Source organism: Amycolatopsis nivea, from assembly GCF_004522235.1.
GTDB lineage: Bacteria > Actinomycetota > Actinomycetes > Mycobacteriales > Pseudonocardiaceae > Amycolatopsis > Amycolatopsis nivea.
Window position 1 is genome coordinate 1 of sequence record NZ_SDLT01000047.1, and the last position, 16616, is coordinate 16616.

A 16616-nucleotide genomic window follows, 5' to 3' on the forward strand; every position below is an offset into this window, starting at 1 on the left:
TCCTGAGCCAGGATCAAACTCTCCAACAATGCTGTAAAGTTTGATCGAGACTACTCTCAATCAATATTCTCAAAGGAAACCCCGACGAGGGGGTTTCATATTAAGCTCTACTGGCTTAGTTCACTAGCACACTGTTGAGTTCTCAAGCAACACACCCCGAACCAGCCCCGTAATCAACCAGGCCAAGCTCGATGCGTTATTTCAAGCTTTTGGTCGAGCATGCCGGTACCTACAAGGCTAGTCGTAGGGAGTCGGCGGCCGCTCGTGGGCCGACGCTGAACATTACCTGGTCCGTTTCGCGGTGTCAACCCGCTCGGCCCTGGCTCCTGGTCGGTGAGGCTTTCGGCCCCGCCGGCCCGGTGTTCCTGGCGACGAAGAGAAGATTACATGCCTTCCAACCACCCGAAAACAGGGGGGTCACTTAACGGCATCGACCCTGGTCAGAGGGTTGCCAGCGGGCCGATTCGACCGCTTCGAGGGCCGCGGACCGCGCTCCGAAGGGCCCCGGAAAGGCCCCGAGTGACCCAGGTCTCCCCCATCGGGCGAGCCTCCTGCTGCCGAAGACCCCGGAACCAGACCCGATTCAGCAGGTCAGCGCCCTGCCCGACCACCGCGGCGCAAGCCAGCTCGCCGGAAAGCAAGCCGCCGGCCAGTGCAAGGGCACTGACCGGCGGCCGCCACAAACCTTCACCCGCTCCGGGCAACCCCAACCGGATTACCCGGGCAGCTTCGGCAGATACCGGGGCGGAACCCGGACCGGCGCGACCCGCATGTAGTCCGCGGCCAGCGCGAGCATCTTGCCGTCCGTCCACTGTCCGCCCATGAACGAAATCCCCACCGGAAGCGGTCCGACCGAACCGGCCGGGACCGTCACGTCCGGGTAGCCCGCCACCGCGGCCGGCGTCGAGGACGGGATCACGTCGTTGTCGCCGACCTTGCAGTCCGTCTTCCACGCAGGCGGGTTCGTCGGCGACGCGATGGCGTCCAGGTCGTACTTCGCCAGGGTCTCGTCCAGCGATCGGCGCGACAGGTCGGTCAGCTCCGCCCGGTTCTTCAGATAGGTCGGGTCCTGCGGGCCGGGTGCGGCGAGCGCCTGTTCGAACAGCTCCTGACCAGCGAAGCAGGTGCGTTCCAGCGGGTCGGCGCGGTTGTACGCGATGAGGTCCGCGAGGTTCCGCGGGCCGGTGGGCCGCGTGGCGAGGTACGCGTCGATGTCGCGGTGGAACTCGGTCAGCAGCGCCGGGAACTCCAGCTCGGAGAGCCGGTCCTGGTACCGCAGCGTCACCTCGACGACCGTCGCGCCCGCGCGTTCCAGCGAAGCCTTCGTCTTGCTGACCACGGCGTCCGTGTCCGGGCCGAGCACCGGCAGCCGCCACAGGCCGATCCGGGCGCCGCGCAGGACGCCGGGGCGGAGAAGTTTCGCGTAGTCGGTCGGCTGGGTCGACGGGTAGCGCAGGGTGGCCGGGTCGGACGGGTCGCGGCCCTGCAGCACCGAGAGCGTCAACGCGGTGTCGACGACGTTGCGCGCGATGGGTCCCGCCGTGTCCTGCTCCGCGGAGATCGGGACGACGCCGGTGCGGCTGACGAGCCCGAGACTCGGTTTGTGCCCGACGGTCGCGGTCATCCCGGCCGGGCACACGATCGACCCGTCGGTCTCGCTGCCGATCGCGACCTGGGCGAGCGACGCGGCGACGCCTGCCGCGGATCCGGCGGAAGAACCGCACGGGTTGTGGTCCAGGACGTACGGGTTGTTGGTCTGGCCGCCGACGCCGGACCAGCCGGAAGTCGGCTTCGCGGCGCGGAAGTTGGCCCATTCCGACAGGTTCGCCTTGCCGAGGATCACCGCGCCCGCGTCGCGCAGCCGCGTGATCAGCGTGGCGTCCTTGGCCGGACGGCTGCGCAGCGCGCGCGAACCGGCGGTGGTCTGCTGGTCGTGGGTGTCGACGTTGTCCTTGACCAGCACCGGGATCCCGTCGAGCGGACCGCGGGTGCGGCCGGTCCGGTGCCGGACGTCGCTGGCCGCGGCTTGCGCGAGCGCGGCCGGGTTGAGCGCGAGGACGGCGTTGACCTTCGGGTCCAGCACCCGGATCCGGGCGAGATACGCGCTGGTCAGCCGGGTCGCGGTGAGCTGCCCGGCCGCCATCCGGTGCTGCAGCGACGGGATGTCGGCGCGGTCGAGGTCGAAGTGCAGCTCGGCCGGGTCCGCGTGGTCAGTCTCCATCGCGACCGCCGGCGGCGCGGTGGCCAAGCCCGCCGCCGCGACCAGTGCGGCGAGTACGGCGGGCAGTCTTTTTCCCATGTTCCGATGCCTCCCCAACGTCGGAGCACGGCCCCGGGGTCCGGGTCAGAGCATCGGCAACAGGGTCCGGAGCTCGTACGGAGTGACCGCGCTCCGGTAGTTGTCCCACTCGACCCGCTTGTTGCGCAAGAAGAAGTCGTAAACGTGCTCGCCGAGCGCTTCCGGCAGCAGTTCGGACTTCTCCATCTCGGCGAGCGCCTCGCCGAGGTTCTGCGGCAACTGCGAGTAGCCGGCGGCGCGGCGTTCGGAATCCGACAGCTGCCAGATGTTGTCCTCGGCGGGCGGCGGCAGCTCGTAGCCCTTTTCGATGCCCTTCAGCCCCGCGGCCAGTATCACCGAGTAGGCCAGGTACGGGTTGCACGCCGAATCGAGCGTGCGGATCTCGACGCGCCGCGACGAGGCCTTGCCCGGCGAGTACATCGGCACGCGCACGAGCGCCGAGCGGTTCGCCCTCCCCCACGACACCGTCGTGGGCGCCTCGCTGCCGCTGATCAGCCGTTTGTAGGAGTTGACCCACTGATTGGTGACGGCGGAGATTTCCTTGGCGTAGTGCAGGACGCCGGCGACGAACGCCTTTCCGGTCTCGGAAAGCTCGTGCGGGTCCTCCGCGTCGTAGAACGCGTTGCGGTCGCCTTCGAACAGGCTGACGTGGGTGTGCATGCCGGAGCCGGGCTGGTCGGTGAACGGCTTCGGCATGAAGGTCGCGCGCACGCCCTGGGTCAGCGCGACCTCCTTGACGACGTAACGGAACGTCATCACGTTGTCGGCCATGGTGAGGGCGTCGGCGTAGCGAAGGTCAATTTCCTGCTGCCCCGGCGCGCCCTCGTGGTGGCTGAACTCGACCGAGATGCCCATCGCCTCGAGGGTCTCGATCGCGTGCCGGCGGAAGTGCGTCGCGGTGGCGTGGCTGGCCTGGTCGAAGTAGCCGCCGTTGTCGGCGGGCTCGGGCTCGCTGCCGTCGTCGGGGAGGTTGGCGAGCAGGAAGAACTCGATCTCCGGGTGCACGTAGCAGGTGAACCCGGCTTCGCTGGCCTTCGACAGCTGGCGGCGCAGCACGTGCCGCGGGTCGGCCCAGGACGGCGAACCGTCGGGCATCGCGATGTCGCAGAACATCCGCGCGGAGTACGGGCCGCCGTCGGGGGTTTCCCACGGCAGCACCTGGAACGTCGACGGGTCGGGCTTGGCGACCATGTCCGACTCGTAGACGCGCGCGAAGCCCTCGATGGCCGAGCCGTCGAACCCGATGCCCTCGCTGAACGCGCCCTCCAGTTCGGCGGGCGCGACCGCGACGGACTTCAGGAATCCCAGCACGTCGGTGAACCACAGGCGGACGAAACGGATGTCGCGCTCTTCCAAGGTGCGGAGCACGAATTCCTGCTGGCGATCCATGGCCGAACCCTAACCAGCACGTGTTAACGCCATGTTTCACGGGTCACCCACAACGGCGGCGGATTCACGCCACCTGCGCGAGCTGGGTTTTCCCGGGTTTCCTCGACCGGGTGATCGACAACGACGCGACCGAGGCGATCACCGCGAGCCCGGCGGCGACGTACCAGGCGATCGCGTAATCGCCGAACTGGTCCCGCACCGCGCCGGCGGCGGAGGCGGCGAACGCCGCGCCCAGCTGATGGCAGGCGAAGACCCAGCCGAACACGATCGGACCGGCTTCCCCGAAGGAGCGGCTGCAGAGCGCGACAGTCGGCGGGACGGTCGCGACCCAGTCGAGACCGTAGAAAAGGATGAACGCCCACATGCTCGGCTGGACCGAATTCGTGAACAGCTGCGGCAAGAGGGCGAGCGAAACTCCCCGCAACGCGTAATAGATGCCGAGCAGGATCCGCGGGTCGACACGGTCGGTGAGCCATCCCGACGCGATCGTTCCCACCACGTCGAAGACGCCGACCAGTGCGAGCAGGCTCGCCGCGGTCGTCTGCGGCATGCCGTGGTCGTGCGCGGCCGGGACGAAGTGCGTGCTGACCAACCCGTTCGTGGTCGCCCCGCAGATCGCGAACCCGACAGCGAGTAGCCAGAACGTCCGGGTGCGCGCGGCCTGGAACAGCACCGACAGACCACGGCGGACAGTGCCGACCTTCGGTGCCGGACGCGCCACTTCGGTGTCTTCGGGCGCTCCGTACGCGACAGTGCCGATGTCGGCGGGGTGGTCGCGTACGGCCAACAGCACGACCGGGACCACGGCGAGAGCCGCGATGGCGATGACCATGGACGCTGTCCGCCAGCCGTCGTCCGCCGCGAGCGACGCGATCAAGGGCAGGAAGATCAGCTGTCCGGTCGCCCCGGCTGCGGTGAGCACGCCGGTTACGACGCCGCGGTGGCGGATGAACCAGCGCGTCGCGACCATCGCGGCGAAGCTCATCGCCATCGAGCCGGTGCCGAGGCCGACGAGCACGCCCCAGCAGAGGATCAACTGCCAGCTGGCACTCATGAAGACGGTGCCGCCCGCGCCGAGAACGACGACGCACAGCGCGGTAGCCGCGACCCGGCGGATACCGAACCGTTCCATCAGCGCGGCGGCGAAGGGCGCGAAGAGGCCGTACAGAACGAGATTGACCGAGACGGCGGACCCGATCGTGGCGCGGGACCAGCCGAACTCTTCATGCAACGGATCGATCAGGACGCCCGGCGCGGCGCGGAAACCGGCGGCGGCGAGGAGGGCGACGAACGCGGCCGCCGCGACGAACCAGGCGCGATGCAGGCGGCGGGCAGGACGGGTCTCAACGGTCACGAGCAGACAGTCTGGTGCGCCGGAAGCCTCGATGACAGTGGCCGGAAGGACACTGTGCGAAAGGATCGGGCCAGCCAAGTAGGCTCTCGGCCATGCTCAGCCGACGTGTCCTGCCGGCGCTGCTGCTCCTCGGGCTGGTCGGCGGTTGCACCGCGGCACCCCCCTTGCCCGCGGCGGACGGGTTGCTCGCCGCCGCCAAGACGAACTTCGCCAAGGTCACCAGCCTGCACTTCTCGGTCGGCGTCAACGGAGTGCTGCCCGGCCTGCCGATGACCAAGCTCGTCGGCAACGCGACCCTCAAGCGCGGCGGGCAAGCGAGCGGCAGCGCGGAATTCACCGATCGGTCGTTCTCGTTCACCGTCTCCGGGCCCACCGCGACCACAAAGGACACGAAGGGTCGCGAAACGAACGGCCCTACGCCCTTCACCGTCGACCGGTTCCTCGGCCCGCACGGCGGCCTGATCCGGCTCCTCGACTCGCTCCAGCAGCCGAAAACCGAAATCCGCGAGACGATCCAGCACGTCGACGGCTACCGCGTCGGCGGAACCGTGCCTCAAGCGGTCGCGGCGAACCTGGTGCCGCAGATCCACGACGACGTGAACGTGAAGATCTGGGTGACGGTCGCCGAACCGCACCGGTTCGCGCGGATGTGGCTGCAGGTGCCGCCTGCGACGAACCGCGACAGCCCGGTGATGTACGAGGTGCTGCTGACGGATCAGCAGCCTTAACAGTTGCCGGTGCGGGCGATGGCCGTGCTGAGGTAGGTCGTTGTGGCTTTGTCGACGCAGGCGTTGCCCTTGAGGAACGCTGCGTGCTGTACGTCGTTGACAGTCAGCAGTGCGGCGTTGAGGTCTTTCGCGAGCGATACGCCCTGGCGGTAGGGCGTAGCTGGGTCATGCGTGGTTGAGATGACGAGCGTCTTCGGCAGGCCGGGCGCGGACGGACGGTGCGGCCGTGAGGTCGGCGGTACCGGCCAAGTCGAGCAGGTGTCGAGTTCGTGCGCGTCGGGTGAGCTGCCAGCCAGGAATGGTGCGCCGGTGCGCATTTGGCGGTGCGCGGCGTCGATGGTCGCGCGGTCGGTGACGCGGTCGTAGTCGACGCAGCGGACGGCGTAGTAGGCGTCGAAGGCTCCGCTGTAGTGGCCGTTCTGGTCGCGTTGGTAGTAGTCGTCGGCCAGCTGAAGCAGCTTCGCGCCGTTATGCGTGGTCGCTAGTTCTTCCAATGCTTGCTGCAAATTCGGCCACTGCGCGCGGGAGTAGAGCGCGGCTTCTGTCGCGGTGACGGCGTCGGCGAAAGACAGCGTGCGTCCGGGCAGGGCAGAGACCGGAGGGCGCGCGATTCGCTGGAAGGCTGCGGTCGCGTCGCCGGTTAGCGGGCATCCAGGTCGCTTCGCGCACCACTGCGCGAAGCGGGTGAAGGCATCCTGAAAACCGGCAGTCTGGGCGATCAGCGTCTGCGGCAAGTTCTGCGCGGGGTCGATGGCTCCGTCGAGGACCATGGCGCGCACTTTGTCCGGGTACGCCTCTGCGTACGCGGAACCGATCTGCGTGCCGTACGAGTAACCGACGTACGTGAGTTTCGTGTCGCCGAGGGCGGCACGGAGCGCGTCGAGATCGCGTACGACTTCTCGCGTGCCTACGTGTGCGAGGAACTCCGCGCTGGTCTTCTTGAGACAGTCGGCCGCTCCCCCGGTATCTGACGCACGAGCGGCGTCTTGTTCGGCATCCGACCGGCACCTGATCCGCGGCTCACTCGCGTGAACACCGCGAGGGTCGAAGCCGACCAAGTCGAACTGCTCAGCAAGCTTTCCGGCAGGTCCCGCCAACGTGGCCGCCGCAGTCATCCCCGAACTGCCCGGCCCGCCGGGGTTGAGCACGAGCGATCCGATCCGGTGTGCCGGATCTGTGGCCCGGTGGCGCAGCAAACCGATCGACACTGCCGGGCCCTGCGGGTTCGCGTAGTCGAGCGGAACCGTCAGCCGAGCACAGTCGACCGACTCGTCCGCGTACAGGCTCTTCTCGGCAGCGGTCTGCGCGTACGGCGCACACGGTCCCCACTCGAGCGTTGCCCGCTGGCTCGCGCAAGCCGTAGCAGCGAGCATCATCGCCACCACGACCGTCGCGAGCCAGCGCAATCTCAGTTGGCCTTACAGCGCGTGCCGTCCGGAGGCGTGGTGCCGTCGATCAGGTAGGCGGTGGCTGCCTTATCGACGCACGCGTTGCCTTGCAGGAACACCGTGTGCTGCGTCCCCTCGAAGGTGAGCAGTGATCCCTTCAGCGCCTTCGCGAGGTTCACGCCCGCCTGGTACGGCGTCGCCGGGTCGTTCGTTGTCGAGATCGTCAGCGTCTTCGGCAGGCCTTCAACGTTCGGTTCGTGCGGCTTCGACGTGTTCGGCACCGGCCAGAACGCACACGCGTCGCGGGCGGAGCTGGGTTGGCGGCCGTCGTCCAGGAAGGGCGCGGCCTTTACGTATTTCTCCTGGCCTTCGAGGATCTGCTTCGGATCGGTGACGCGCGGGTCGTCGACACAGCGGATCGCGACGAAGGCGTCTTGCGTGGTGCCGTAGCTGCCGTCCGGATTGCGCTCGTTGTAGATGTCGGCCAGCTTCTCCAGCGTGGCGCCGCGCTGCAGCTTCAGCTCGTTCAGCCCGGTGTTCAGGTACTCCCAGAGATTCTGCTGGTAGAGGGCCTGTATGGCACCTGTGGTGGCGTCGTCGTACGACAGCTTGCGGCCGTCGCCGACCGGAACCGGGAAGTCGATCAGCCGGCGCGTGAGGTCTTGAAACTGCTTCGTCGCGTCAGCCGGGTTGTTGCCGAGCGCGCAGTCCTGACGCGCCGCGCACCACTTCGCGAACTCGTTGAACGCGCCGCCGAAGCCCTGGCCCTGCGCGACGAGCGAGTCTTCCGGGCTCTGCGTCGGGTCGACAGCGCCGTCGAGGACGAGCGCGCGCACGTTCTTCGGGAAGGTCTCCGCGTACGTGGACCCGATGCGCGTGCCGTACGAGTAACCGAGGTACGTGAGCTTCTGGTCGCCGAGGACGCTTCGCAGCACGTCCATGTCCTTGACGACGTCGCGCGTACCGATGTGCGCGAGCATGTCGTCGCCGTACTTCGTCCGCTGTGCGCACTTCGCGGCGAAGTCCTTCTGCTCTGTTTCCTGCTTCGCGACGCCCGCGGGAGAACCGTCGGTCTCGCTGTCGTCGGCGCGGTCGGCGTCGCGCTCGGGTCCGGTCAGGCATTGGATCTGCGGTTCGCTCGCGCCGATGCCGCGCGGGTCGAAGCCGACGAGGTCGAACCGGTCGCCGAGATCGGACTTCGACACCTGGTCGATCAGTCCTGCTGCGGCGACCATGCCCGAAGCGCCCGGTCCGCCCGGGTTCACCACCAGCGAACCGATTTTCTCGCCCGGATCGCTCGCGCGGTGCCGCAGCACGCCGATGGTGATCGTCTGGCCGTCCGGTTTGTCATAGTTCAACGGAACGGTGAGGCGTCCGCACTCGATTCCCTGCGCCTTGAACGCCGACCGGGCGTCGGCCGAGGTCGCGTAGGGTGCACACGCGGACCAGGACATGCTCTGCCCGTAGAACCGGTCCAGTCCGGCGGGCACCGGGCCCACCGGAGCGTGCGATTCGACCGTCGGCGCGGACGCGGCCTGGTCGGGCTTGGACGTGCACGCCGCGAGCGTGGTCGCGAGCAGGCCGGCAGCCGCGAACACGACTAACGGATGGACTTTCGGGCTGGCGCTGGGATGACGGGACACGGTTTGATCGTGCCATCCGGGCGCGGAACTCGAACGCACCGTCGGCGCGTTGGGCAGTGCGGGTGCGACCGGAGACACATCGACACGAGGAGACCAGGGGTGGCACTGATCAGCCGAGTGGGCAAGCGGCTCCGCCGGATCATCCAGCGGCCGGGCAGCGTCGAGCTGACCCGCTACGAAGCGCTGCTGCCCGCCGTCGAGAAGCTCGAACCGGAGCTGGAGAAACTCGAGAACGCCGAGCTCACCGAGCGCGCGGGCAAGCTGCGGGACTCCATCGGCGGGGCCGCCTCGTTCACCGACAGCCAGCTCATCGAGATCTGCGCGCTCGGCCGCGAGGCCGCCCGCCGCGAGCTCGGCGAACGGGCCTTCGACGTGCAGTTGCTCGGCACCATGGGCCTGCTCACCGGCCACGTCGTGCAGATGGAGACCGGTGAGGGCAAGACGCTCGCCGGCGCGCTCGCCGCCGCCGGGTACGCGCTGCGCGGCCGCCGCGTGCACGTGGTCACGGTCAACGACTACCTCGCCCGCCGCGACGCGGAGTGGATGAGCCCGGTGTACGACCTGCTCGGCGTCACCGTCGGCTGGGTCGAACCGGCGCACTCGAAGGAGGAGCGCAAGGAGGCCTACGGCAAGGAGGTCACCTACGGCGCGGTCGCCGAAATCGGCTTCGACGTGCTGCGCGACCGCCTGGTCACGCACCCCGACGACCTGGTGCAGAAGGCTCCCGAGGTGGCGATCGTCGACGAGGCCGACTCGGTGCTGGTCGACGAGGCGCGCGTGCCGCTGGTCATGGCCGGTTCGATCGACCACAACGACGCCGACGAGGAGGTCGCCAAGATCGTCCGGCGGCTGCGGCTCGGCCTGCACTACGAAACCGACTCCGAGGGCCGCAACGCGTGGCTGACCAGCGCCGGCGCGTCAGTCGTGGAGAAGTCGCTCGGCGGCGTCGACCTGTACGACGAGTCCGGTTCGGACCGGCTCGCCGCGGTGAACGTCGCCCTGCACGCGCACGCCCTGCTCACCCGGGACGTCGACTACCTGGTCCGCGACGGCAAGGTCCAGCTGATCAACGCCGCCCGCGGCCGCGTCGCCGAACTGCAGCGCTGGCCGGACGGCCTCCAGGCCGCGGTCGAGGCGAAGGAGCAGGTCACGGCCACCGACCGGGGCGAAATCCTCGATTCGATCACCGTGCAGGCGCTGCTCGCGCGCTACCCCGAGGTCGCGGGCATGACCGGTACCGCGGTCGCGGTCGCCGAGCAGTTGCGCGAGTTCTACAAGCTCGAGGTCGCGGTCATCCCGCCGAACACCCCGAACGTCCGCGAGGACCTGCAGGACCGGGTTTTCGCGTCGCCGTCGCAGAAACTGCGCGCGATCGAGGAGGAAATCCGCACGGTGCACGAGACCGGGCGGCCAATCCTCGTCGGCACCCAGGACGTCGCCGAGTCCGAGGAGCTGGCGGAAAAGCTGGCGAAGGCCGACCTGCCGTGCGTCGTGCTGAACGCGCGCAACGACGCCGAAGAGGCCGCGATCATCGCCGAAGCGGGCAAGAAGGGCGCGGTCACCGTGTCCACGCAGATGGCGGGCCGCGGTACCGACATCCGGCTCGGCGGCAGCGACGGAGCGTCCCGCGAAGAGGTCGCCGAGCTGGGCGGTCTGCACGTGATCGGCACCGCGCGGTATCCCTCCAGCCGTCTCGACGGGCAGCTGCGCGGCCGGTCCGGACGGCAGGGCGACCCGGGCAGCGCGATCTTCTTCGCGAGCCTCAACGACGACCTCGTGCTGTCAAACGCGCCGGACCTGCCGGACGGCATCGACGCGGACACCGAGACCGGCGAAATCACCGACCCGGCCGCGCACCGGCAGCTCAACCACGCCCAGCGCGTCGCCGAGGGCGTCGACCTGGAGATCCACCGCAACACCTGGCGCTACACCCGGCTGATCGAGCGGCAGCGCGCTGAGCTGCTGGAACACCGCGACCAGGTGCTGCACACCGGGCTCGCGGCGGAGGAGCTGGAGAAGGCGCAGCCGGAGAAGTTCGCCGAGCTGAAGGAAAAGCTGGACGACGACGACCGGCTCGAGCAGGTGTGCCGCGAGGTCCGGCTGTTCCACCTCGACCAGCTGTGGTCGGACCACCTGGCGTACCTCACCGACGTGCGCGAGAGCATCCACCTGCGCGCGCTTGCCCGCGAGACGCCGCTGGACGAGTTCCACCGCGCGGCGATCCCGGAGTTCCACAAGATCATCGCCGAATCCGCCTCGCGGGCGGCGAAGACGCTCGAGGAAGCCGAGATCACCGACAACGGCCTCGACCTCGAGGACGTCGGCGTGCGGCGGGCGAACACGACGTGGACGTACCTGGTGCACGACAACCCGTTCGACTCGGACTTCGAGCAGACGGTCAAGAAGGTGCGCAGCATGATGCGGATGAAGAAGTCCTGATTCCTTCTTTCGGAGGGCCCCTCGCCGCGGGTGAGGGGCCCTTCGCCGTTCTCTGGCTCACCTCTGCGTAGTTTCTGTCGGTGCGGTGGGACAGAATGGCGGCATGCCGCAACTGCGCATCGCACTGGCCCAGGTCAACACCACCGTCGGCGACATCGACGGGAACACCGCGCTCACCGTCGAGTGGACCCGCAAGGCCGCCGAGGCGGGCGCGCACGTCGTCGTGTTCCCGGAGATGTCCCAGACCGGTTACCCGGTCGAGGACCTCACGCTCCGGCGCACGTTCGCCGACGCGTCCCGGCGCTCGGTGACCGAACTGGCGCGCCGGCTCGACGAGGCGGGCTGCGGCGAGGTGCTCGCGTACGTCGGCTATCTCGACCACGACGAGGTCGGCCCGCGCGACGCCGCGGCGGCGCTCTACCGCGGCGAGGTCGTGGCCCGGCAGTTCAAGCACCACCTGCCCAACTACGGCGTGTTCGACGAGCACCGGTACTTCAAGCCGGGCACCGAACTCGAGGTGCTGCGGCTGCACGGCGTCGACATCGGCATGGTGATCTGCGAGGACATCTGGCAGGACGGCGGCCCGATCTCCGCGCTGGGCAAGGCCGGGGTCGACCTGGTGGTCGCGCCGAACGCGTCGCCGTACGAACGGTCGAAGGACGAACAGCGGCTGCCGCTCATCGCCCGCCGCGCGGCCGAAGCGGGCGCGCCGCTGGTGTACACGAACCAGGTCGGCGGACAGGACGATCTGGTTTTCGACGGCGACTCGCTCGTGGTCGGCGCGGACGGGACGCTGCTCGCGCGGGCGCCGCAGTTCGTGGAGCACCTGCTGGTGCTGGACTTGGATCTCCCCACCGCGGACGCCTCGGCCACGGGCTCTTTCGACGGCCTGGAGGTCCACCGTCGAGTGCTGACCGATGCGCCGTTGCCCGCGTACGAACCACTTTCGGCCCGGACGATCAGCGAACCGCTGTCGGACGAGGCCGAGGTGTGGTCCGCGCTGGTGGTCGGGCTGCGGGACTACGTGCACAAGAACGGCTTCTCGACGGTCACGTTCGGCTTCTCCGGCGGAATCGACTCCGCGGTATGCGCTGCCCTGGCGGCGGACGCACTCGGCGGCGACAACGTGTACGGCGTTTCGATGCCGTCGAAGTACTCGTCCTCGCACTCGCGGGACGACGCTTCGGATTTGGCGGAGCGGATCGGCGCGCACTACCGGGTCGAGCCGATCGGCGAGATGGTCGATGTGTATGTCAACCAGCTGCAGCTGACCGGGCTCGCCGAGGAGAACATCCAGGCGCGGGTGCGCGGGATGCTGCTGATGGCTCTGTCCAATCTGGATGGACACCTGGTGCTGGCGACCGGCAACAAGACCGAACTGGCCGTGGGCTACTCGACCATTTACGGCGACGCGGTCGGAGCGTTCGCGCCGATCAAGGACTTGTTCAAGACGCACGTGTGGCAGCTGGCGCGGTGGCGGAACGAAGAGGCGGCCAAGCGAGGGGAAACGCCGCCGATCCCGGAAAACTCGATCACGAAGCCCCCGTCGGCGGAACTGCGACCGGACCAGAAGGACTCGGACTCGCTGCCGGACTACGAACTGCTGGACGACGTCTTGGACGATTACGTCGAGAACGACCGCGGCTACGCGGATCTGATCGAGGCGGGATTCGATCCGGAGACGATCGACCGGGTGGTGCGGATGGTCGACCGGGCCGAGTACAAGCGGCGGCAGTACCCGCCGGGCACGAAGATCACGTTCAAGGCGTTCGGGCGGGACCGGCGTCTTCCGATGACGAACGGGTGGCGGGAACGGAAGTCCTGAGCGGGGGTTTCTGACGCTGGTTGTTGTTTGGACTCGGTTGGCCGGGCTGGCTGAGTTGGCTGGCGCGGTCGGCTGGGCTGGCCGGGCTGGCTGGCGCGGTCGGCTGGACTGGCTGGATTGGCTGGCGCGGTTGGCCGGTCTGGCTGGATTGGCCGGCGCGGTCGGCTGGACTGGCCGGGCTGGCTGGCGCGGTCGGCTGGACTGGCCGGGCTGGCTGGCGCGGTCGGCTGGACTGGCCGGGCTGGCTGGCGCGGTCGGCTGGACTGGCCGGGCTGGCTGGCGCGGTCGGCTGGACTGGCCGGTCGGCTGGGTTGGCCGGGCTGGCTGGCGCGGTTGGCCGGTCTGGCTGGATTGGCCGGCGCGGTCGGCTGGATTGGCCGGGCTGGCTGGCGCGGTTGGCCGGTCTGGCTGGATTGGCCGGCGCGGTCGGCTGGGCTGGCCGGGCTGGCTGGCGCGGTCGGCTGGACTGGCCGGTCGGCTGGGTTGGCCGGGCGGCCGGGCGGGCCGGGTTGGCCGGNCGGTCGGCTGGGTTGGCCGGGCGGCCGGGCGGGCCGGGTTGGCCGGCGCGGTCGGCTGGGTGAACTTGGCTGACCGGGATTTCCGGCTCCACGGCCTGGTTTTCGGCCTGGCTCGCTGAAACTCCGATGCCCGTCCGGCTCGCCGGGCGGGATCAGCCGCGTTGCTGAACGCGGCGGCAGGGTCATGTCGTTTTCTCGCCAGTTTCTGTCGGTGCCGGGTCGTACGCTGGCGATATGACGGTTGGGTACACGGTGTTCGACACCCCGATCGGGGCGTGCGGCCTCGCCTGGCGGGACGGTGCGGTGGTCGGAACCGCGCTGCCGGGGAGTACGGCTGAGCGGACTCGCGCGCACCTCGCGAAGCGCTTCCCTGATGCGGTGGAATCGCCGGTGCCGGAGGAACTGCGCGTGGTGGTGGATGACGTCGTCGCGCTGCTGTCGGGGGAGGCACGCGATTTGCGTGCGGCTCCGCTGGATTATCGGGATGTGCCGGAGTTCAACCGGCGGGCGTACGACGTCGCGCGGGCTATTCCGCCGGGGAAGGTGCTGACGTACGGGGACATCGCGCATCAGCTGGGTGCGCCGGGCTCCGCGCAGGCTGTCGGGCAGGCGATGGGGAGCAATCCGTTCCCGATCATCGTGCCGTGCCATCGGGTTTTGGGTGCGGGCAAGAACACTGGCGGCTTTTCGGCGCCGGGAGGGGTCGAGACCAAGCGGCGGATGTTGGTGATCGAAGGGGCGTTTCCGGAGGAACCGACTTTGTTCTGACGCACCGGCTGCGGGAATCGGACCGGCCTCGGTGCCTGAACGGCTCGGGCGTCGGCGCGCTCGGTCGGGTTCCAGCCGCACCCCCAGTGCCGCTGGACGCCGACCGAGCACGCCCCAAACCTGCTGAGCCCAACCGAATGAATTGGCTGCCCGGCTCCGCACGCCTCCCCCAGTGCGGTCAGGCCAGATCGCTTGGCTTCGCGGTCCCGGACCCATCGGCGCGCCTCGGCGAGCCGACCTGCCAGCCCGCCGACGAGCGCTCCGACTCCCCGGGGCAGTCCGGTCCGCTCAGCAGCCAAGCCAGCTTCCCGACCGCATCGGCCGCTGGGAAACCCGACCCGGGTAGCTCAGGCGCTGCTGCCGGAGCGACGACTCACCAAGCCAGCCCCCTGGGCGGCCACACCAACTCCCCGACCGCTACCTGGCAGACCTAACCGGCATGGCTCAGGCCCAGCTAGCGAAGCGATCTCCTCGCCGATCGATCAGGTCAGCTGTCCCGACCGCGTGAGCCACAGGGAAACCCGACCCGCATCGCCCAACCCCAGCCATCGGAGCAAGCGCCTCGCCGACCGCCCAAGCCAACTCCCCCGACCGCGTCAGCTGCCGGGAACCCGACCCGCATCGCCCAAGCCCAACCACCGGAGTGACAACCTCGCGGAGCAACCAAGCCCTGTCCCTCCCGCAACCGAACCAGCCCCAACAGCCATCCGGCAAAGCTCGGCCCGTCTCGATCAAGCCCAGCCCGCGTGGAAAGTCAGCTCATTCAGCCGGTTTCCAAGGCTTCAGCCAGTCCGTCTCCGGCCAGCCCTCGGCGGCGGCTTGCAGGGGCATGGCGGTGGCTCCGTCGATGGACTCGCGGACGATGTCGGCGTGGCCGGCGTGCCGGGCGGTTTCTTCGATCAAGTGCAGCAGCACCCAGCGGACCGACCAGGCAGACGCGTCGTCCGGGTACCAGGGGACGCCTTTCGGGATGGGGACTTCCTGGTTCAGGTCGGCGATCCCGGCGATCACCTCTTCGGTGCGGGCGGCGACCTGGTCGTAGGCGGCGATGACCGACTCCAGCGTTTCGTCCGGGCCCAGCCGGTAGTTCTCTTGGAAGGCCTCCACGGCTTCGGCGAAGGGTTTTGGCTCGATTTTCAGCACCAGGTCGATCCAGCCGCTTTCGGTGGACGACACGTGTTTCAGCAGGCCGCCTACGCTCAGCGCGCTCGCACTGGGGACGGCGCGTGCCTGGTCGTCGGTCAAACCGTACGTGGCGACCTTCATTGCCTGACGCTGTTGTGCCAGGAAACCGAGCAGACCGCTGCGTTCGTCGGGGGTCGGGGAGAGCTTTCCAGCCATGGTGGCCTCACTTCCGGTGTCTGTTGCTCCGCAGCATCGCACCTGCCACCGACAATTTTCGGCCGCGGACCGGAACGGGAGTCTGGACGATGTACGCGCCGCCGATCACGACCTGCGCCGAGTGCACCACCAACTGCACCCTGGTGAACACGCCTTCCAGGTGCCCGGTCAGCTTCGACGCCACCACCAGCGCCCACGCGAGCAGCACGACTACCAGGCAACCCACCGCGCAGGCTCGCCAGCCCGAGGGCCACCAGAAGACGAGGCTCAGCGCTCCGACCGCGACGGCGGCGCTCAGCAGGTTCGGGGTCACCGCGGTCTCCGGGACTCCGGCGTACACCATCAGCATGATTCCGAACGCGGACACCGAAACCGATGTCAGCCGTCCGCTCCAGTGTGCTGGCGCGAGTCGCATGAGGGCGGGTCCGGTGAGAAGAAAGGCCAGGCCGCCGATCGCCGTCGCGACCGGGAAGACCGGTTGCGCGCTGAACAGGTCCCAGACCGGCTGTTCGGTCGGCGACACCCCGGTCTGCATGAAGAACTCCAGCAGCCACGCGGAATAGCCCGCCAAACCCAGTCCGAGCAGGACTATCGAAGCCACCCGCGCAGCATGCACTTGCCCACCCTAAGCGAATCTCTGCGACGAAGTGCCGGATGGTGTCACACCCGTGACTTGCCGGAGGTCCCGGACACCATCCGCTACCACGAACTCACGCACCGAATCCCTGGTGGAGGTTACCGGATCCGAGTTGGCGGACTGCCAATACCTGCCTCGGGGACCGGGCCGGACTGACAGCGGACAGCCGGATGAGGGCGAAGCGGGCTGGTGCCGAGCGAGGCGCATCAGGGCTGGGCAGGCACAGGGTCAATGCCGAACGAAGTACGTAGGGCCGGGCAGGCGAAGCGAGTCGAAGCCGAGCGAAG

General features: G+C 68.8%; 11 protein-coding genes. 4 read left to right on the forward strand and 7 right to left on the reverse strand.

All coding sequences use genetic code 11. The features are described 5' to 3' along the window. Positions 1 to 715: 715 nt before the first annotated feature. From EIZ44_RS37910 to EIZ44_RS37920, 3 genes are all read right to left on the reverse strand, one after another. Complete coding sequence (locus EIZ44_RS37910) at positions 716 to 2299, reverse strand: amidase (RefSeq protein ID WP_134733907.1); 1584 nt, start codon at positions 2297 to 2299, stop codon at positions 716 to 718. 45 nt (positions 2300 to 2344) lie between these two features. Further along, on the reverse strand, positions 2345 to 3688 hold the full coding sequence (gene glnA / locus EIZ44_RS37915) for a type I glutamate--ammonia ligase (RefSeq protein WP_037368721.1): 1344 nt from the start codon (positions 3686 to 3688) through the stop codon (positions 2345 to 2347). Between the two features lie 64 nt (positions 3689 to 3752). After that, positions 3753 to 5042: an MFS transporter gene (locus EIZ44_RS37920; protein ID WP_134733908.1), complete on the reverse strand. Its 1290-nt coding sequence runs from the start codon at positions 5040 to 5042 to the stop codon at positions 3753 to 3755. 92 nt (positions 5043 to 5134) lie between these two features. Here EIZ44_RS37920 and EIZ44_RS37925 point away from each other — a divergent pair, with 92 nt between their 5' ends. Then, positions 5135 to 5770 (forward strand): LppX_LprAFG lipoprotein, encoded by a 636-nt coding sequence (locus EIZ44_RS37925; RefSeq protein WP_037815697.1) that lies wholly within the window; start codon positions 5135 to 5137, stop codon positions 5768 to 5770. Here EIZ44_RS37925 and EIZ44_RS37930 read toward each other — a convergent pair. Both EIZ44_RS37930 and EIZ44_RS37935 read right to left on the reverse strand, forming a co-directional pair. Beyond that, the gene (locus EIZ44_RS37930; protein ID WP_051729120.1) at positions 5767 to 7176 is read right to left on the reverse strand and encodes an alpha/beta hydrolase; all 1410 of its coding nucleotides are present in this window, start codon (positions 7174 to 7176) and stop codon (positions 5767 to 5769) included. The two genes, EIZ44_RS37925 and EIZ44_RS37930, sit on opposite strands and share 4 nt — an antisense overlap. 2 nt (positions 7177 to 7178) lie before the next feature. Beyond that, positions 7179 to 8756 (reverse strand): alpha/beta hydrolase, encoded by a 1578-nt coding sequence (locus EIZ44_RS37935; protein ID WP_439098636.1) that lies wholly within the window; start codon positions 8754 to 8756, stop codon positions 7179 to 7181. Positions 8757 to 8900: 144 nt separating this feature from the next. Between EIZ44_RS37935 and secA2 the strand changes: the two genes are divergently transcribed. The 3 genes from secA2 (at position 8901) to EIZ44_RS37955 (ending at position 14351) form a co-directional block, all read left to right on the forward strand. Beyond that, positions 8901 to 11240, forward strand: coding sequence for an accessory Sec system translocase SecA2 (gene secA2, locus EIZ44_RS37940; protein WP_134733909.1), 2340 nt, complete (start codon positions 8901 to 8903; stop codon positions 11238 to 11240). 103 nt (positions 11241 to 11343) lie between these two features. Continuing rightward, complete coding sequence (locus EIZ44_RS37945) at positions 11344 to 13065, forward strand: NAD+ synthase (protein WP_037815705.1); 1722 nt, start codon at positions 11344 to 11346, stop codon at positions 13063 to 13065. 752 nt (positions 13066 to 13817) lie between these two features. Further along, positions 13818 to 14351: a methylated-DNA--[protein]-cysteine S-methyltransferase gene (locus tag EIZ44_RS37955; RefSeq protein ID WP_037815715.1), complete on the forward strand. Its 534-nt coding sequence runs from the start codon at positions 13818 to 13820 to the stop codon at positions 14349 to 14351. Positions 14352 to 15110: 759 nt separating this feature from the next. Here the strand turns inward: EIZ44_RS37955 and EIZ44_RS37960 are convergent. Then, positions 15111 to 15692 (reverse strand): DinB family protein, encoded by a 582-nt coding sequence (locus tag EIZ44_RS37960; protein WP_134733911.1) that lies wholly within the window; start codon positions 15690 to 15692, stop codon positions 15111 to 15113. A 7-nt stretch (positions 15693 to 15699) separates the two neighbouring features. Next, a complete protein-coding gene (locus EIZ44_RS37965; protein WP_037815718.1) occupies positions 15700 to 16293 on the reverse strand; it encodes a hypothetical protein in 594 nt (197 codons plus the stop codon). Between the last annotated feature and the right edge of the window lie 323 nt (positions 16294 to 16616).

Coding starts and splice junctions, on each gene's coding strand:
- EIZ44_RS37910 (WP_134733907.1), bottom strand. CDS start 2,299: ATGGGAAAAAGACTGCCCGCCGTACTCGCCGCACTGGTCGCGGCGGCG.
- glnA (WP_037368721.1), bottom strand. CDS start 3,688: ATGGATCGCCAGCAGGAATTCGTGCTCCGCACCTTGGAAGAGCGCGAC.
- EIZ44_RS37945 (WP_037815705.1), top strand. CDS start 11,344: ATGCCGCAACTGCGCATCGCACTGGCCCAGGTCAACACCACCGTCGGC.
- EIZ44_RS37925 (WP_037815697.1), top strand. CDS start 5,135: ATGCTCAGCCGACGTGTCCTGCCGGCGCTGCTGCTCCTCGGGCTGGTC.
- EIZ44_RS37960 (WP_134733911.1), bottom strand. CDS start 15,692: ATGGCTGGAAAGCTCTCCCCGACCCCCGACGAACGCAGCGGTCTGCTC.
- EIZ44_RS37955 (WP_037815715.1), top strand. CDS start 13,818: ATGACGGTTGGGTACACGGTGTTCGACACCCCGATCGGGGCGTGCGGC.